This window comes from Actinomycetospora aeridis (genome assembly GCF_037400275.1).
GTDB lineage: Bacteria > Actinomycetota > Actinomycetes > Mycobacteriales > Pseudonocardiaceae > Actinomycetospora > Actinomycetospora aeridis.
Map to the genome: position 1 here is coordinate 97,869 of NZ_JBBEGL010000002.1, position 16,083 is coordinate 113,951.

Annotated in this window: 13 protein-coding genes; 5 read left to right on the plus strand and 8 right to left on the minus strand. The window is 73.4% G+C overall.

The window, feature by feature from the left end; translation table 11 throughout:
* Window positions 1-60: 60 nt before the first annotated feature.
* Both WCD41_RS05725 and WCD41_RS05730 read right to left on the minus strand, forming a co-directional pair.
* A complete protein-coding gene (locus tag WCD41_RS05725; protein ID WP_337712433.1) occupies window positions 61-525 on the minus strand; it encodes a DUF309 domain-containing protein in 465 nt (154 codons plus the stop codon).
* A 22-nt stretch (window positions 526-547) separates the two neighbouring features.
* A complete protein-coding gene (locus WCD41_RS05730) occupies window positions 548-1,648 on the minus strand; it encodes a TerC family protein (protein WP_337712434.1) in 1,101 nt (366 codons plus the stop codon).
* 237 nt (window positions 1,649-1,885) lie between these two features.
* Here WCD41_RS05730 and WCD41_RS05735 point away from each other — a divergent pair, with 237 nt between their 5' ends.
* On the plus strand, window positions 1,886-3,100 hold the full coding sequence (locus tag WCD41_RS05735; protein ID WP_337712435.1) for a phosphodiester glycosidase family protein: 1,215 nt from the start codon (window positions 1,886-1,888) through the stop codon (window positions 3,098-3,100).
* Between the two features lie 337 nt (window positions 3,101-3,437).
* Here the strand turns inward: WCD41_RS05735 and WCD41_RS05740 are convergent, their stop codons facing one another.
* From WCD41_RS05740 to WCD41_RS05750, 3 genes are all read right to left on the minus strand, one after another.
* Window positions 3,438-3,992: a DUF4190 domain-containing protein gene (locus tag WCD41_RS05740; protein WP_337712436.1), complete on the minus strand. Its 555-nt coding sequence runs from the start codon at window positions 3,990-3,992 to the stop codon at window positions 3,438-3,440.
* A gap of 171 nt (window positions 3,993-4,163) precedes the next feature.
* Entirely contained in the window at window positions 4,164-6,176 is a 2,013-nt protein-coding gene (locus WCD41_RS05745; protein WP_373695081.1) for an acyl-CoA dehydrogenase family protein, read from the minus strand.
* A gap of 42 nt (window positions 6,177-6,218) precedes the next feature.
* Entirely contained in the window at window positions 6,219-6,935 is a 717-nt protein-coding gene (locus WCD41_RS05750; protein ID WP_337712437.1) for a TetR family transcriptional regulator, read from the minus strand.
* A 120-nt stretch (window positions 6,936-7,055) separates the two neighbouring features.
* Between WCD41_RS05750 and WCD41_RS05755 the strand changes: the two genes are divergently transcribed.
* The 3 genes from WCD41_RS05755 to WCD41_RS05765 are packed head-to-tail and all read left to right on the plus strand — an operon-like array spanning window position 7,056 to window position 10,634.
* Complete coding sequence (locus tag WCD41_RS05755) at window positions 7,056-8,357, plus strand: acetyl-CoA C-acetyltransferase (protein ID WP_337712438.1); 1,302 nt, start codon at window positions 7,056-7,058, stop codon at window positions 8,355-8,357.
* A gap of 5 nt (window positions 8,358-8,362) precedes the next feature.
* Window positions 8,363-9,736 carry a 3-oxoacyl-ACP reductase gene (locus WCD41_RS05760; protein WP_337712439.1) on the plus strand — a complete coding sequence of 458 codons (1,374 nt, stop codon included), beginning with the start codon at window positions 8,363-8,365 and terminating at the stop codon, window positions 9,734-9,736.
* 34 nt (window positions 9,737-9,770) lie between these two features.
* Window positions 9,771-10,634, plus strand: coding sequence for a MaoC family dehydratase (locus tag WCD41_RS05765; protein WP_337712440.1), 864 nt, complete (start codon window positions 9,771-9,773; stop codon window positions 10,632-10,634).
* Between the two features lie 133 nt (window positions 10,635-10,767).
* Here WCD41_RS05765 and WCD41_RS05770 read toward each other — a convergent pair whose 3' ends face one another.
* Window positions 10,768-11,562: an MBL fold metallo-hydrolase gene (locus WCD41_RS05770; RefSeq protein ID WP_337712441.1), complete on the minus strand. Its 795-nt coding sequence runs from the start codon at window positions 11,560-11,562 to the stop codon at window positions 10,768-10,770.
* Entirely contained in the window at window positions 11,559-12,740 is a 1,182-nt protein-coding gene (locus tag WCD41_RS05775) for a zinc-dependent alcohol dehydrogenase (protein ID WP_337712442.1), read from the minus strand. Before WCD41_RS05775 ends, WCD41_RS05770 begins: the two co-directional genes overlap by 4 nt.
* A gap of 162 nt (window positions 12,741-12,902) precedes the next feature.
* On the opposite strand from WCD41_RS05775, the gene WCD41_RS05780 reads away from it, so the two are divergent.
* Entirely contained in the window at window positions 12,903-14,933 is a 2,031-nt protein-coding gene (locus WCD41_RS05780; protein WP_337712443.1) for a PhoX family protein, read from the plus strand.
* A 55-nt stretch (window positions 14,934-14,988) separates the two neighbouring features.
* Here WCD41_RS05780 and WCD41_RS05785 read toward each other — a convergent pair whose 3' ends face one another.
* Window positions 14,989-16,005 carry an NADP-dependent oxidoreductase gene (locus WCD41_RS05785; protein WP_337712444.1) on the minus strand — a complete coding sequence of 339 codons (1,017 nt, stop codon included), beginning with the start codon at window positions 16,003-16,005 and terminating at the stop codon, window positions 14,989-14,991.
* Window positions 16,006-16,083: the final 78 nt, after the last annotated feature.

A 16,083-nucleotide genomic window follows, 5' to 3' on the forward strand; every position in this document is an offset into this window, starting at 1 on the left:
TCCTCGATGCGTCGGTGACGGTCCGCATCGGGTTGCCGACGACCGCCCGGCCCGAAACGGTCAGCGCCGTCGCAGCACCAGGCCCGGGGCGAGGGGGCCGGAGGTCTCCCGCGCCGCGGCCCAGCCGGTGAGCGCGGCCAGGTCGATGCCGTGGCGGGCGGCCGCGGCCGGGGCCTGGGAGGCGGTCTCGGCGCCGCGGCGCAGCAGCGACGACGCGCCGCGCGGGTTGCCGCGCTGCTCGTGGGTCAGGCCGACGGCGAGCTGCGCCAGGCCCTTCCACAGCAGCCGCTCGTCGTCCGGCGCCGCCTTCCAGGCACCCTCGAGGACGTCGTGGGCGTCGAACGGGCGGTCGGCGTCGAGGAGCTCCTGGGCCCTGGCGAGCACCTCGCCGGGTGGGAGGTCCTCGTCCTCGTCGTCCGCGCGGGGCACGCCCGCCGCCCCGTAGGGCAGCGGGCGCCCGCTGGCGTCGCGGGGTCGCGCGTTGCGGGCGCGGCCCTCGGTGTCCCGGTCACGGTCCCCGGCCATGACCCCGACCCTAGGACAGTTGTCAGGACGAGGAGCGGGACTCCTGCTCGGTGCCGGCCGTGCCGCCCGGGCCCTCCGTCCCCTTGCCGCCCGCCTCGCCGCCCGTCTCGCGGGCCTCGAGCTCGGGCGACTCCTCGGAGGCCTCGGACGCCTCGGCCTGCGCCCCGCCGTTGCGTGTCGACATCAGGCTGGTGACCGTCACGATCGCCAGGGTGGCGACGATGACGACGAGCGAGAGCCAGGTCGGCACCTCGGGGAACGCCGGCGAGACGTCCTCGTGCAGGTAGAGCAGGATCAGCTTGACGCCGATGAAGGCGAGGATGAAGGCCAGGCCGTAGGAGAGGTGCACGAGCCGGTCGAGCAGGCCGACCAGCAGGAAGTACAGCGCCCGCAGGCCGAGCAGCGCGAACGCGTTGGCCGTGAACACGATGTAGGCGTTCTGCGTGATGCCGAAGATCGCGGGGATCGAGTCGAGGGCGAACACCAGGTCCACCGACAGGATCACGGCGACGACGATGAACAGCGGGGTGACCCCCCACTTGCCGTTCACGCGGGCGGTGAGCTTGCCGTCGTCCTTGTAGCCCTCGTGGTCGCCGGCGTCCTCGTGCACCGTCACGAACCGACGGACCAGCTTGACCGCGCGGTTGTCGTGCATGTCCTTCGGTTCCTCGCCGTGCTGCTTGATCAGCGTGTACGCCGTGTACAGCAGGAAAGCACCGAAGATGACGAAGACGAACGCGAACGCGGAGATCACCGCGGCACCGATGGCGATGAAGATCGCGCGCATGACGAGCGCGCCGATGACGCCCCAGAGCAGCACCTTCTGCTGGTGGCGCTTGGGCACCGCGAACTGCCCGAGGATCACCGCGAAGATGAACAGGTTGTCGACCGAGAGACTCTTCTCGACCAGGTAGCCGGCGAAGTACTCCGTGCCGGCCTGCGTGCCCATCGCGAACAGCAGGATCACGCCGAAGATCACGGCGACGACGATGTAGATGACCGACCAGAGGGTCGCCTCGCGGAAGCTGACCTCGTGGGGCGACCGCGCGTGCCAGATGTCGATGGCCACGAGCACGGCGATGCCACCGACCGTGGCCGCCCAGACCCAGAAGGGGACCGTCACGCCTGCTCCTCCACCATTTTGCCGTCGCTTTACCGAACTGCTCGCGGGGCCAACGTGTCTGCCACGGCGAGGGTTCCCCGGTGTGACGATACCGACGCCGCGTGGATCCTTCCCCGATGTCGTATTCGGTAGTCCTGTCACCCGACCGGGCGTCGGTCCCGTGTGTCCTCCGGTGACGCCGGCGCCGGGCCACCAGTGTCGTCGCCGACGGCGGGGTGACGGACGGCGGAGGAACGCGTGGGCCCGAGACGGTGGCGGGCCGCGGTCGTCCTCGCCGCCGCCGGTCTCCTCGTCACGGGCGCCGCACCCGCCCCGCCTCCGCCACCCGGCCGCGTGCTCGCCGAGCTCGTCGTCCCCCGGGTCGCGCCGGACCTCCCCGGGACCACCTACCGGGAGTTCACGACGACGCTGCCCGACCCGCGCGGCGGCCCGCTGCGCGGCGACGTCGTCGAGGTCGACCTCACCTCCCCCGCGGTGCGCGTCGACCTCCTGACCCCGCCGGTCGTGCCCGCCGTCGCCACCGTGCCCGAGCTCGCCGCCCGCGCCGGCGCGGTCGTCGCCGTCAACGGCGGCTTCTTCGACGAGGGCGGGACCGGGGCGCCGGTCGGGGTCGAGATCGTCGACGGTGCGGCGCGCACGTCCGGGGTGCCGGTGGGGCGCCGCCCCGCGCCGCCGGCACCACCCGGCGAGGGGCCGGACGCCGTCGTCGGGCTCGACGCCGACGGGCGGGCGCACCTCGCTCGGGCGCGGTTCCGGGGCGCGCTGCGGGCCGGCGCCCGGGTCGTCCCGCTCGCGGGCCTCGACGGCTACGCGGTGCCCGTCGACGGGATCGGGGTGTTCGACCCGGCCTGGGGCGACGCGCCGCGGGCGCCCGCGACGTGCGGATCGGACACCGACCCCGACGCCCCGTGCAGCGCGGACGTCCACGAGCTGCGGGTCCGCGGCGGGCGGGTCGTCGGGGCGGGCCCGCCCGGCGCCGGGCGGCTGCCGGGCGGGACGGTCGCGCTCGTCGGGCGCGAGACGGGGGCGGCGGCGTTGCGGGGGCTGCCGATCGGGACGGCCGTGACGGTGGAGGCCGCCCTGGAGGCGGTCGGCGCCCCGCCGCTGCGCGTGGCGCTCGGGGCGCTGCCGCTCGCCCGCGACGGGGCGGCCCTGGCCGGGCTCCAGGACACCGAGCGCGCGCCGCGGACCGCGGTGGGCCTCTCCGCCGACGGCCGGCGCCTGTGGCTGGTGACGGTCGACGGCCGGCAGGACGCGAGCATCGGCGTCACGCTGGCCGAGCTGGCGCGGCTGCTGACCGACCTCGGGGCGCCGATCGCGGCGAGCCTCGACGGCGGCGGATCGACGACGATGGTGCGCCGGGGCCGTGACGAGGACCTCACGATCGTGAACGCGCCCTCCGCCGACCCACTGCGCGCCGTGACCGACGCCCTCGCCGTGCTGCCCCGCTGACCTGCCAGCCTGGCGGCCACGCTCGCGTTGAACGTCAGGAAAGCCCCCAGCTCGCCGCACGCCGTTCCCGGCACGGTCACCCCGCGTGGCGGACAGCCCGGACGAATCCATCCGGATCCCCGGGAACACGCGGCGCCGCCATGGGGTTCAATGGGCTGTCCGGACCGGGCGCCATGTGCCCCCGGGTCTCATATATAAGAGCCGCCAGGGACGATCGTTCGGCTGAAGCCCTGGTGTGCCACGCGCCGCGAGGCGGCTCATCGCCCGGTTCGGACACCTGACGCAGAACGGCCCCGGCACCCACCAGGGTGCGGGGCCGTTCGTCGTGCCGAGCGGCTCAGCCGCCGTCCTCGGCGCCCTCGGGCTGGCTGCCGGGCAGCTGCTGGCCGAACTGCTGACCGCACTGCTCGGCGGCCTGCTGGACGGCCGCCGGGTTCGGCTGGTTGGAGGCCTGCGAGAGGCAGTCCTGGAACTGCTGCACCGACTGGCCGCCACCGAAGTTGAGGAACGCGAAGCCCAGGAAGAACAGGGCGATGCTCAGGACGATGTTGACGATCAGGCTCAGGATGCCGAGCACCAGGCCCGTCGTCGCCATGCCCTTGTTGTTCGCCTCGAGCCGCTTGGCCCGGCCCCGGCCGACGACGCCGAGGATGATCGCGACGATGCCGAGGATGCCGCCGACGACCGGGAGCCACCAGCACGTCAGCAGCGCCAGGATGCCGAAGATCAGCGCGGCGACACCCATGCCGTTGCGCGGCTTGGTCGGCACGGCCGGCTGGCCCCAGCCCGGCGTCTGGCCCCCCGGCCCTGCGTAGCTCGGCTCGCCGTAGGGCTGCTGCCCGTAGCCACCCTGCTGCCCCTGCTGGCCGTAGCCGTCGCCTGGAGTGCTCACATCGACGTCCTCTCGCCCTGGAGTCCGACCCGCGGTCGGGGCGGCCATCGTGCCACCGGTACCCGTTCCCGTCGGGACCGCACCGAACCGGGCGAACCGAGCGGGTGGATTTCCTGACGTCCAACGTCAGCGTGGCCGCCAGGCTGAAACACGCCGAGCAGCCGAACGGGCTCAGGCCAGGGCGGTGGCGTGGGCGCGGGCCTCGTCCTGGCGGCGCTGCTCGGCGCCGGTGGCGATCGGCGCCCCGATCCACGACTCCGGGATCCCGAACGCGTCGACGAGGGCCCGGGCGTGGGGGCGCAGTTCCAGGCAGAGCCGGTTGACCTCCGCCGTGATCGCCTTGGACCGGGCGGCGGAGATGCGGCCGTGCTCGAGGAACCAGCCCTTGTCCTCCTCGATCAGCGACAGCGCGTAGAGGTCGCAGACCTTGCCGAGCAGGGCGCGCGCCGACGGGTCGACGCACGCGTCGATACCGCGCACGAACGCGTCGAGCACGAGGCCGTCGAGGTGGCTGCGGGCCGCGCGCAGGAGGTGGTCCTGGGCACCGTTGAAGATCTCGAACTGGCGCTCGGGCGAGATGCCCTTGTCGCGCGCCGGGCGCAGGCGCCGCACGAGCCCGTCGAGGGTGTGCTCCTCGCGGTCGTCGAGGAGCTTGACCTGCCACGACCGGTCGCGCACGTCCTCCTCGTCGCGCCCGGGAGCCACGGCCCGCAGGCGCTCGGCGAGCTGGCGCAGCGAGGTGCGCTCGGCGACGGTGTCGAGCACCTGGTCGGCGACGAAGCGCACGGTGCCCAGGGTGTCGAGGTGGCCGAAGTCGTCGGCGTACCCGGAGATCAGGCCCTTGGCGACGAGCTGGAGCAGGACGGTGTTGTCGCCCTCGAAGGTCGTGAAGACGTCGGTGTCGGCGCGCAGCTGACCCAGCCGGTTCTCCGAGAGGTAGCCCTGGCCGCCGCACGCCTCGCGGCACGCCTGGATCGTCGCCGTCGCGTGCCACGTCGAGAGCGCCTTGGTGCCCGCCGTGCGCGACTCGAGCTCGCGCTGGCGCTTCTCGTCGACGTCGCCGCCGGCCTCGCGGGTGGTCTGGACGTCGTGGAGCATCTCGACGAGCTCGTTCTGCGCGAACCGCATCGCGTAGGTGCGGGCGAGCCCGGGCAGCAGCTTGCGCTGGTGGGCGAGGTAGTCGAGGACGGTGATCTCCTCGTCGCTGCCCGGCGCCGCGAACTGGCGCCGCGCCTCGCCGTAGCGCACCGCGATCGTCTGGGCCAGCGCCGCCGCCCCGACCGCGCTGCCCGAGACGCTGACCCGCCCGCGCACGAGCGCACCGAGCATCGTGAAGAAGCGCCGGTTCTCGCTCTCGATGGAGCTCGAGTACGTCCCGTCCTCGGCGACCGTGCCGTAGCGGTCGAGCAGGTTCTCCCGCGGCACGCGGACGCCGTGGAAGGCGAGGCGTCCGTTGTCGACGCCGTTGAGGCCCTCCTTGTGCCCGTCGTCGGTGATCTCGACGCCGGGCAGCACCTCGCCGTCGTCACCCCGCAGCGGCACCAGCACGGCGTGCACCCCGTGTCGCTCGTCGCGGCTGTAGAGCTGCACGAACACCGCCGCCATCCGCCCGTCGCGCGCGGCGTTGCCGATGTAGTCCTTCTTCGCGGACTCGGTCGGGGTGTCGATGACGAACTCGCCGGTGTCGGCGTCGTAGGTCGCCGTCGTGTGCACCGACTGCACGTCGGAACCGTGGCCGGTCTCGGTCATCGCGAAGCAGCCCGGCACCGAGAGGTCCATGACTCCGGGCAACCAGCGCGCGTGCTGCTCGGCGTTGCCCAGCGCCTGGATCGCGCCGCCGAACAGGCCCCACTGCACCCCGCTCTTCACCTGCAGCGACAGGTCGGCGTAGGCCAGCATCTCGAAGCTGACCACCGAGCCGCCGATGTCGCCGCGCCCGCCGACGGCGGTGGGGAAACCGTGCACGGCGTGGCCCTCGGCGGCGAGCCGCGCGAGCATCTCCCAGATCGTTGCGCGGTAGGACTCGACGTCGGTGCCGGGGTCGACGCGCAGGTGCGCGAAGTCGTCACGCGCGCGGACCTCGTCACGCAGCGCGTGCCAGCGCCCGTCGAGGGTCTTCTGGACGGCGGCGATCGTGGCCGGCGTGACGGCGGTGACGTCGTCGGTCGAGGGTCGGGTGCTCACGGGGGTCCTCCGGATGGCGGTACGTGATCACCGAGTGCCCGGTCAGGAGGCCGACGACGCGGCCGTCGGTGTGACGGTGCGCGAAAGACCCGACCAGGCGAGGTCCGCGAGCTGCCCGGCGAGGGCCTCGCGCTCGAGATCCGGTCGGGCGGCGAGCCACTGGTCGCCCGCGGCGCGGACCATGCCGACGAGGGCGTGGCCCCACGTCTGGGCCGGCGCGGGGTCGCGGTCCTGGCGGCGCAGCTCGGTGGAGATGATCTCCGCGATGTGGTCGCCGATGACCGTGCAGAGATCGCTGACGGGGTCCTCGCCCTCGGGGCGGTCGAGCTTGGGCGGGCGCATGACGTAGCGGTAGACCTCGGGATCGGCCTCGATGAGCCCGAGGTAGGCGTCGATGCCGGACACCAGCGTCTGGCGGGGGTTCTCGACGGCGTCGCGCATCGCGCTCTGGAGCTGGCCGACGAGGACGGCGGCCACCCAGTCGCACACGGCGAGGTAGAGGTCGTTCTTGTCGGCGAAGTGCCGGTAGACCACGGTCTTGCTCGTGCGGGCCTGGGCCGCGACCTGGCTCATGCCGACCTCGGCGCCGTGGGCGCGGATGGCCACGATCGTGGCCGCGGTGAGCTCCTGGCGCCGGGCCCGGCGATGCTCGTCCCAGCGACTGGACCGCCGGTCGCGCCGTGGCCGCGTGGTGCTCGACGAACCGTCGCGCTCGCCACCGGGACCGGTGTCGGAGTGATGCGGGGAACGACGGCTCACGTTACCGACGGTACCTGATACTTTCGGGTAACTACGGCCGAACGGCGTGCGTCACGCCGCCGAGACCGTCCTGCGGAACCCCCGCAGCCTGCGGCAGACCCTGCAACTCTGGGAGGAATCGTGCCCTCCGCTCCATCATCCCCGCGCCGCGCGGCGATCGTCGGCGCCAACCGCATCCCCTTCGCCCGGTCCAACGGCGCGTACGCGCGGGCCTCGAACCAGGACATGCTCACCGCCGCGCTCGACGGCCTCGTCGCCCGCTTCGGGCTCGCCGGCGAACGCCTCGGCGAGGTCGTCTCGGGTGCCGTGCTCAAGCACAGCCGCGACTTCAACCTCACCCGCGAGGCCGTGCTCGGCAGCCGCCTGTCGGCCGCCACCCCGACCTACGACCTCCAGCAGGCCTGCGGCACCAGCCTGCAGACGACGCTGCAGGTCGCGAACAAGATCGCCCTCGGCCAGATCGAGAGCGGCGTCGCCTCCGGCGTCGACACCACCAGCGACGCGCCGATCGAGGTCAACGACGACCTGCGCCGCGTGCTGCTCGCCGCGAACCGCGCCAAGTCGACCGCCGGGATCCTCAAGGCGCTCGCCGGGCTGCGCCCCGGCCAGGTCGTCCCGGAGATCCCCGCCAACCGCGAGCCGCGCACGGGCATGGCCATGGGCGAGCACGCCGCGCAGACCGCCGCCGCCTGGAACATCAGCCGCACGGCGCAGGACGAGATCACGGTCGCGAGCCACCGTCACCTGGCCGCCGCCTACGACCGCGGGTTCTTCGACGACCTCATGACCCCCTACCTGGGGCTCACCAAGGACAACAACCTGCGCGCCGACTCGACCCTCGAGGGCCTGGCGAAGCTCAAGCCGGTGTTCAAGCCGGCCGGCTACCCGGACACCGAGGCCACGATGACGGCCGCCAACTCCACGCCGCTCACCGACGGCGCCGCCACGGTGCTGCTGGCCAGCGACGAGTGGGCCGCCGAGCGCAACCTGCCCGTGCTCGCCCACTTCGTCGACGCCGAGACGGCCGCGGTCGACTACGTGCACGGCGACGAGGGCCTGCTCATGGCCCCGACCTACGCCGTCCCGCGCCTGCTCGAGCGCAACGGCCTGACGCTGCAGGACTTCGACTTCTACGAGTTCCACGAGGCGTTCGCCTCGACGATCCTCGCCACGTTCGCCGCGTGGGAGGACCCGAAGTTCTGCAAGGAGCGCCTGGGCCTCGACGGGCCGCTGGGCTCGTTCGACAAGTCCAGGCTCAACGTCGTCGGGTCATCGCTGGCCACGGGCCACCCCTTCGCCGCCACCGGCGCCCGCATCGTCCCCACCCTGGCGAAGCTGCTGCACGAGAAGGGCTCCGGGAGGGGCCTGATCTCGATCTGCGCGGCCGGCGGCCAGGGCGTCGTCGCGATCCTGGAGGCCTGAGACAGATGAGCAACGACTGGTACTCCGACTTCGTCAACTCCGGCGTCGGCAAGACGATCGCCGGCCAGGTGGGCCTGCCGCCGGTGCCGCGGCTGCGCCGGTACGAGCCCGGCCAGCCGCTGCTGTCGGGTGCCGCGCTGCTGGGCACGGCGACCGCGGACGGCCGCGTCGCCAAGGTCGTGCGCTCGCTGCTGAGCGACGTCGGCGTCGAGGTCCACGAGGACCCGCAGGCGCCCATCGGCGGCGGCAGCTCGACGTCCAAGGTCGCCGCCGGGATCGTCGACGCGACCGGCCTGTCGTCGCCCGCCGACCTCGCGGCGATCCAGGGCTTCCTCACCCCCGTGATGCGCCGCGTCGGGCCGTCGGGGCGCATCCTCGTGATCGGCGACGTCCCCGCCCAGGCCACCTCTCCGGCCGTGCGCGCCGCGCGCCGCTCGCTCGAGGGCCTGGTGCGCTCGGCGGCCAAGGAGGCCCGCTACGGCGCGACGGTCAACCTGATCCACGTCGCCGACGGGGCCGAGAACGACCTCGAGTCGACGCTGCGCTTCTTCCTGTCGTCGCGCTCGGCGTTCGTCGACGGGCAGCGCCTCGAGGTCGGCACCGTGCCGGGGTTCTCCGGCTCCAGCCAGGGTGTCGACTGGGACAAGCCGCTGGCCGGGCGCACCGCCGTCGTCACCGGCGCCGCCCGCGGGATCGGGGCGACGGTCGCGAAGACGCTGCGCCGCGACGGCGCCACGGTGATCTGCGTCGACGTGCCCGCCGCCGGCGACGCGCTGGCCCGCACGGCCAACGACGTCGGGGGCAGCGCGCTGCAGCTCGACATCACCGCCGACCACGCCCCGTCGACGCTGCTCGAGCACGCCCAGCGCCACGGCGGGCTCGACGTCGTCGTGCACAACGCCGGCATCACGCGCGACAAGCTGCTGGCCAACCAGGACCGCGACCGCTGGAACTCGGTCATCGACGTGAACCTCAACGCCCAGCTCGCGATCAACGACGCGCTGCTGGCGTCGGAGGTGTTCCACCGCGGCGGGCGCATCGTCACCGTGTCGTCGATGGCGGGGATCGCCGGCAACCGCGGGCAGACGGCCTACGGCGCGTCGAAGGCGGGCGTGATCGGGATGGTCGACGCCACCGCCCCGCTGCTCGTCGAGAAGGACGCGACGATCAACGCCGTCGCGCCCGGCTTCATCGAGACCGCGATGACCGCGGCGATGCCCGTCGGCACCCGCGAGGCCGGCCGGCGACTGTCGTCGATGACGCAGGGCGGGCTGCCGGTCGACGTCGCGGAGACGATCGCCTGGTTCGCCCAGGGCGCGTCGTACGCCGTCAACGGGCAGGTGCTGCGCGTCGACGGCCAGAACTACCTGGGGGCCTGATGGTTCGGGACACGCAGCGAAGCGGAGCTGGACCATGAACATCGAGACGCTCGACGCCCCACCCACTCTCGGCGTGCTCTACGGGCGGGCGCTGCTCACGGCCCGCTCGGGCGGCACGACGCTGCCCGACCGCCGCCTCGAGCTCGCCGGGGTGCGGATCGAGGACTCCCTCGTCGCCGACTACGACCACGTCTGCGGGTTCTCCGTCGGCGGCGACGTCCCCCCGACCTACCCGCACATGCTGGCGTTCCCGCTGCAGATGCGGCTGATGACCGACCGCGAGTTCCCCCTGCCCGCGCCGGGCATGGTGCACCTGCGCAACGTCATCACCCAGGTGCGCCCGCCGTCGGTGGGCGAGCCGCTGCGGGTCGCCGTGCACGCCGACCGGCTGGCTGCGCACCCCAAGGGCGCCCAGGTCGACCTCGTCACCGCGGTGACCGACGCCGACGGCGCCGAGATCTGGGGCTCGCGCAGCACCTACTTCGTGCGCGGCGCCCCGGCGCCCCCCGGCGCCGAGGACCTGCCCCCCGCCCCGCCCGAGCCCGACCCGCAGGTCGGACGGCTGCCGCACGCGATCTGGAAGGTCCCCGGCGACATCGGCCGGCGCTACGCCGCGGTGTCCGGCGACGTGAACCCCATCCACGTCAACGGCCTCGCCGCCAGGGCGTTCGGGATGCCGGGCATCATCGCGCACGGGATGTGGACCAAGGCCCGCGCACTCGCGGCGCTCGCCGGGCGCCACGGGCCGGCGTTCACCGTGGACGTCGTGTTCAAGGCGCCGGTGCGCGCCCCGTCGAAGGTCTACTTCCACACCGCGGCCGCCGACGGCGGCTGGGACGCGAAGCTCGTGAGCCCCAAGGGCCGCGACCACCTGCTGCTGACGTTGCGCGAGGCCTGAGCCTCGCCCGTCGGCACCACGGCGCTGCGCCGTGTGCTCCGACCCCACGTGAACGAACGGCGCTTTCGTTGCATCGGTAGCAGCGAAAGCGCCGTTCGTTCGTCTCGGGGTCTCGGGGCGGGCGGGCGGGCGCCTACAGGGCGATCGTCTCGCCGCGCCGGACGACGTCGACGCGGTCGTCCCAGCCGCGACGCTGCACCTCGCCCAGGAACTCCGAGAGCGGCGAGCGGAAGACGCCGTAGTCGTCGTAGTGGATCGGCGTCGCGCGGCGGGGGGAGATGGTCTCCAGCACGTCGGCGCCCATCTGCCCGTCCATGGTGACGACGAGCCCGCCGGGCAGGGTCGTGCCGCCGAGGTGCAGGACGGCGCGATCGACCTCGCCGACGTACTCGCGGATCTGCGCGATGCCCTCGAACGGCAGGGTGTCGCCGGAGAGGTAGATCCGGCGCAGCACCTCGCCGGACGGGTCGGCGAACTCGAGCAGGCTGCCCATCACCGGCGGCAGCAGCCGGGTCACCGGACGGGGCGCGTGGCGCCCGGGCAGCGCGGTGACCCGCAGCGTCGCGCCGTCGTCGCGCACGAGCGTGTGCGACTCCCACGTGCGCAGCCCCAGCGCCCGCCGGAAGCGCTGGCGGGACTGCAGGGTCCGCGCGGCCTCCGGCGTCGTGATCACCGGCAGGGAGCGGTCGAGGCCCCGGCGCGCCACCCGGTCCCAGTGGTCGCCGTGCAGGTGCGAGAGGACGACGGCGTCGAGCGCCGGGAGCTGGTCCGGGGTCAGCGCGGGCTCGGTGAGCCGCTTCGACACCAGTCCCTTGCCGAGGTAGGCCCGCTGCCCGCGGTGCAGGAAGTTCGGGTCGGTGAGGACCGTGAACCCCCCGCACCGCAGCAGCGTCGTCGCCGTCCCGATGAAGTAGAGCGAGGAGGTCACGGCGCGAGGACGACCTTGATGCACTCGTCCTGCTTCTTCTGGAAGATCTCGTAGCCGTGCGCCGCGGACTCGAGCGGCAGGCGGTGGGTCTCCAGGTCGTGCACGCCGAGCGGGTCGTCGTCGGTGAGCAGCGGCAGGATCTCCGGGGTCCAGCGCTTCACGTGCGCCTGGCCCATCTGCAGCGAGATGCCCTTGTCGAAGATCTTGAGCATGTTGATCGGGTCGGCGGTGCCGCCGTAGACGCCCGAGAGCGACACGACACCCGCGCGGCGCACCGCGTCGACGGCCCCGACGAGTGCTGCGGTCCGGTCGACGCCGGCCACCTGCATGATCGGCGCGGAGATCGCGTCCGGGAGCTTGTTGACGACCTTCTGCGCGAGCTCGGGGATCGCCGAGCCGCCGTGGGCCTCCATGCCGACGGCGTCGATCGCGGAGTCGGTGCCGCGGCCGTCGGTGAGGTCGCGGATCGCGGTCGTGACGTCGTCGACGGTGGAGGAGTCGACGATCTCGATCCCGTGCCGGCGTGCCATCGCGTTGCGCTCCGGCACGCTGTCGACGGCGATGACCCGGTAGCCCCGGTACCGGGCGATCCGCGCCGCCATCTGCCCGATCGGGCCGAGGCCGAACACCGCGACGCTGCCGCCGTCGGGGACGCGGGCGTACTCGACGGCCTGCCACGCGGTGGGCAGCACGTCGGAGAGGTACAGGAACCGCTCGTCGGCCGGACCGTCGGGGACCTTGATCGGGCCGAACTGGGCCTGCGGGACGCGCAGGTACTCGGCCTGGCCGCCCGCGACCTGCCCGTAGAGCTTCGTGAAGCCGAAGAGCGAGGCACCCATGCCCTGGTCGCGGTTCTGGGTGGTCTCACAGGCCGCGAACCACTGCCGCTCGCACATCCAGCAGTGGCCGCAGGAGATGTTGAACGGGACGACGACCCGGTCGCCGACCTCCAGGTCACCGGTCTCGGAGCCGACCTCCTCGACGATGCCCATCGGCTCGTGGCCGAGGATGTCGCCCGCGTCGAGGAACGGTCCGAGCACCTCGTAGAGGTGCAGGTCGGAACCGCAGATCGCGGTGCTGGTGACCTTGATGATCGCGTCGGTGGGTGCCTGGATCGTGGGGTCCGGGACGGTCTCGACGCGGACGTCGCCCTGGCCCTGCCACGTGAGTGCTCGCATCGTTCCGGCTGCCCGACGCCTCCGCGGCCCGAAACGAACCGTCGGTTCGGTCACGCCCCGGAGCTGGGCGTGTTCGGCTGGTGTTCACCCGCCTCACGCCGCCGCGACGCCCGGCCGACCTAGCGTCGCGGCGACCACCACTTCGGACACACGGGAGATTCCGTGCGCCTGCTGCCGCTCGCCGTCCGCCGCCCCCACGGACGCCCGGCCGTCTCGTGCCGCTACCGGTGCGCCGACGCCTGCTCACGCGAGGCACCCAACCCCACCGGGCACACCCCGTTCCGCGAGGTCGCGGCCGCCGCCCTGAGCCGGCGGCGCGTGCTGCAGGCGGGCCTGGTCGCGGGCATCTCCGGCACGCTCGCCGCCGCGTGCGGCACGGGGGGCGGCGCCGCGGGCGACGCGACCCCGGCCGCGCAGTCCGGCGCCCCGATGCCCTCGCCGTTCGGCTTCACCGCCGTCGCCCCGAACACCGAGGACGTCGTCCGCATCCCCGAGGGGTTCGCCCAGCAGGTCGTCATCCGCTGGGGCGACCCGGTGCTGCCCGGCGCACCCGCGTTCGACGCGAACGCCCAGAGCGCCGCCGCGCAGGCCCAGCAGTTCGGGTTCAACAACGACTTCCTCGCCCTGCTCGACGTGCCGGGCAGCCCGGGCCGCGCCCTGCTCGTCGCCAACCACGAGTACACGACCGAGCCGTTCATGATCCCGGGCTACAACCCGGACGCGCCGACCCCCGAGCAGGTCGCGATCGGCATGGCGGCGCACGGGATGTCGGTCGTCATGGTCCAGCGCGACGGCGCCTCGGGGCGCCTCACCCCCGTGATGGACGCCGTCAACCGCCGGATCACCGCGAGCACCCCGATGACGCTGGTCGGCCCGGTCGCGGGCGACGCGCTCGTGCGCACCACCGCCGACCCCGAGGGGCGCACCGTCCTCGGCACCCTGAACAACTGCGCCGGCGGCGTCACGCCCTGGCGCACGGTGCTCACGGGCGAGGAGAACATCGACCAGTACTTCGCGAACGGCGAGACGGTGGGTGACCCGAAGCTCGCCCGCTACGGCATGGACGGCGGCGCCACCGAGCGGAAGTGGGAGGGCGTCGACCCGCGCTTCGACCTCACCCGCGAGCCGAACGAGGCCAACCGCTTCGGGTGGATCGTCGAGCTCGACCCGTTCGACCCCACCTCGACGCCGCGGAAGCACACGGCGCTCGGCCGCTTCAAGCACGAGGGCGCCAACGTGCGCGTCGGCCCGACCGGCACCGTCGCGGTGTACATGGGTGACGACGAGCGGTTCGAGTACCTCTACAAGTTCGTCTCGTCGCGCACCCACCGCGCCGGGGACACCCCCGCCGACCGGGAGTCGAACGCGCGGCTGCTCGACGAGGGCACGCTGTTCGTCGCTCGCTTCTCCCCCGACGCCCCCGGCGGTGGCCCCGACGGCAGCGGCGAGTGGCTGCCGCTCGTGGAGTCGCTCGCCGACGGCACGGGGCGCTCCTTCGTCCCGGGCATGACGGCCGCGCAGGTGCTCGTCCACACCCGGATCGCGGCCGACACCGTCGCCCCGACGCCGATGGACCGTCCCGAGGACGTGCAGCCACACCCGACCACCGGCCGCGTCTACGCCGCGCTGACCAACAACGACGAGCGCGGCACCCCGGGCAAGCCGGGCGCCGACGGCGTCAACCCGCGCAACGGCAACACCAACGGCCAGGTCCTCGAGCTCACCGAGGGCGCCGACGACCCGGGTGCGCGGACGTTCGCCTGGTCGCTGCTGCTGGTCTGCGGCGACCCGGCGGCCGCCGACACCTACTTCGGCGGCTTCCCCAAGGACCAGGTCTCGCCGATCTCGTGCCCCGACAACGTGGCGTTCGACGCCGTCGGGAACCTCTGGATCGCGACGGACGGCAACGCGCTGGGCAGCAACGACGGGCTGTTCGCGGTGCCGCTCGACGGCCCGCAGCGGGGCCGGGTGCAGCAGTTCCTCACCGTGCCGCGCGGCGCGGAGACGTGCGGGCCGGTGGTCGAGGAGCGGCTGGCGCTCGTGTCGGTGCAGCACCCGGGCGAGGCGGACGACGCGAGCCTCGCGAACCCGGTCTCGCACTGGCCCGACGGCGGGACGAGCATCGCCCGCCCCGCCGTGGTGTCGGTCTGGCGTGCCGACGGCGGGCCGCTGGTCGCTCCCGAGGTGCGCTGACGTCCATGTGCGCACTTTCCGGGGCCATCGGCCCGGAAAGTGCGCACGTACCGGGTCAGATCGTGACGACCTGCTTGCCGGTGTTCTCGCCGCGGAGCATGCCGCGGAAGGCCTCGACGGCGTTGTCGATGCCCTCGGCCGTCGTCTCGCGGAACGTGACCCTGCCCTCGGCCACCCACGGCGTGACCTCCTCGAGGAACGGGCGCATCCGGTCCAGCGAGTCGGTGACGATGAAGCCCTGGATCGCCAGGCGCTTCTTGACGATCTGGAAGAGGTTCGACGGCCCCGGGGTCGGGTTGTCGTCCGTGTCGTTGTAGTGCGCGATGGCCCCGCAGGCGGCGACGCGGGCGAAGTCGTTGGCGCAGGCGATGGCGGCCTCGAGGTGGTCCGCTCCCACGTTGTCGAAGTAGACGTCCACGCCGTCGGGCATGGCGTCGCGGAGCTGGTCGGCGACGGGCCCGTCCTTGTAGTTGAACGCCGCGTCGTAGCCGAGCTCACCGGTCAGCCACTTCACCTTCTCGGCGCTGCCGGCGCTGCCGACCACGCGGGAGGCGCCCTTGAGCTTCGCGAGCTGGCCGACGAGGCTGCCCACCGCGCCGGCGGCGCCGGAGACGAACACCGCGTCGCCCTCGCGGAACGCGGCCTTGTCGAGCAGGCCCACCCACGCGGTCAGGCCCGGGACGCCGAGCACGCCGAGGTACGCCGACGGGGACACGCCGTCGGGCGGGGCGACCTTCTGCAGGTGCTTGGCCTTCGCGACGCCGTGCGTGCGCCACGCGAGGTTGCCGACGACGACGTCGCCCACCGCCAGGTCGGCGCTGTTGCTGGCGACGACCTCGCCGACCGAGCGCCCGTCCATCGCCTCGTCCAGCGCGAACGGCGGCACATAGGACGGGACGTCGTTCATGCGCCCGCGCATGTAGGGGTCGACCGAGAAGGACTGGTTGGCGACGAGCACCTCGCCGTCGCCGGGCTCGGGGAGGTCGCGGTCGACGAGGGCGAAGTCGTCGGGGTCCGGCATGCCGTGCGGGCGGCGGACGAGGTGGACCTCTCGGGCGGTCACGGTGGTCATGTCCTCCGCGTGCCCGCGCGGGCGCGTGGGCATGCCGTGACGCGGGTAGCCCAGTTCCTGAGCGAGGTCGACTCATGG

What these genes read in the sequence shown, in the direction of transcription:
- WCD41_RS05725 (WP_337712433.1), bottom strand. Translation starts at nt 525, where the DNA reads ATGGCCGGGGACCGTGACCGGGACACCGAGGGCCGCGCCCGCAACGCG.
- WCD41_RS05760 (WP_337712439.1), top strand. Translation starts at nt 8,363, where the DNA reads ATGAGCAACGACTGGTACTCCGACTTCGTCAACTCCGGCGTCGGCAAG.
- WCD41_RS05765 (WP_337712440.1), top strand. Translation starts at nt 9,771, where the DNA reads ATGAACATCGAGACGCTCGACGCCCCACCCACTCTCGGCGTGCTCTAC.
- WCD41_RS05775 (WP_337712442.1), bottom strand. Translation starts at nt 12,740, where the DNA reads ATGCGAGCACTCACGTGGCAGGGCCAGGGCGACGTCCGCGTCGAGACC.
- WCD41_RS05785 (WP_337712444.1), bottom strand. Translation starts at nt 16,005, where the DNA reads ATGACCACCGTGACCGCCCGAGAGGTCCACCTCGTCCGCCGCCCGCAC.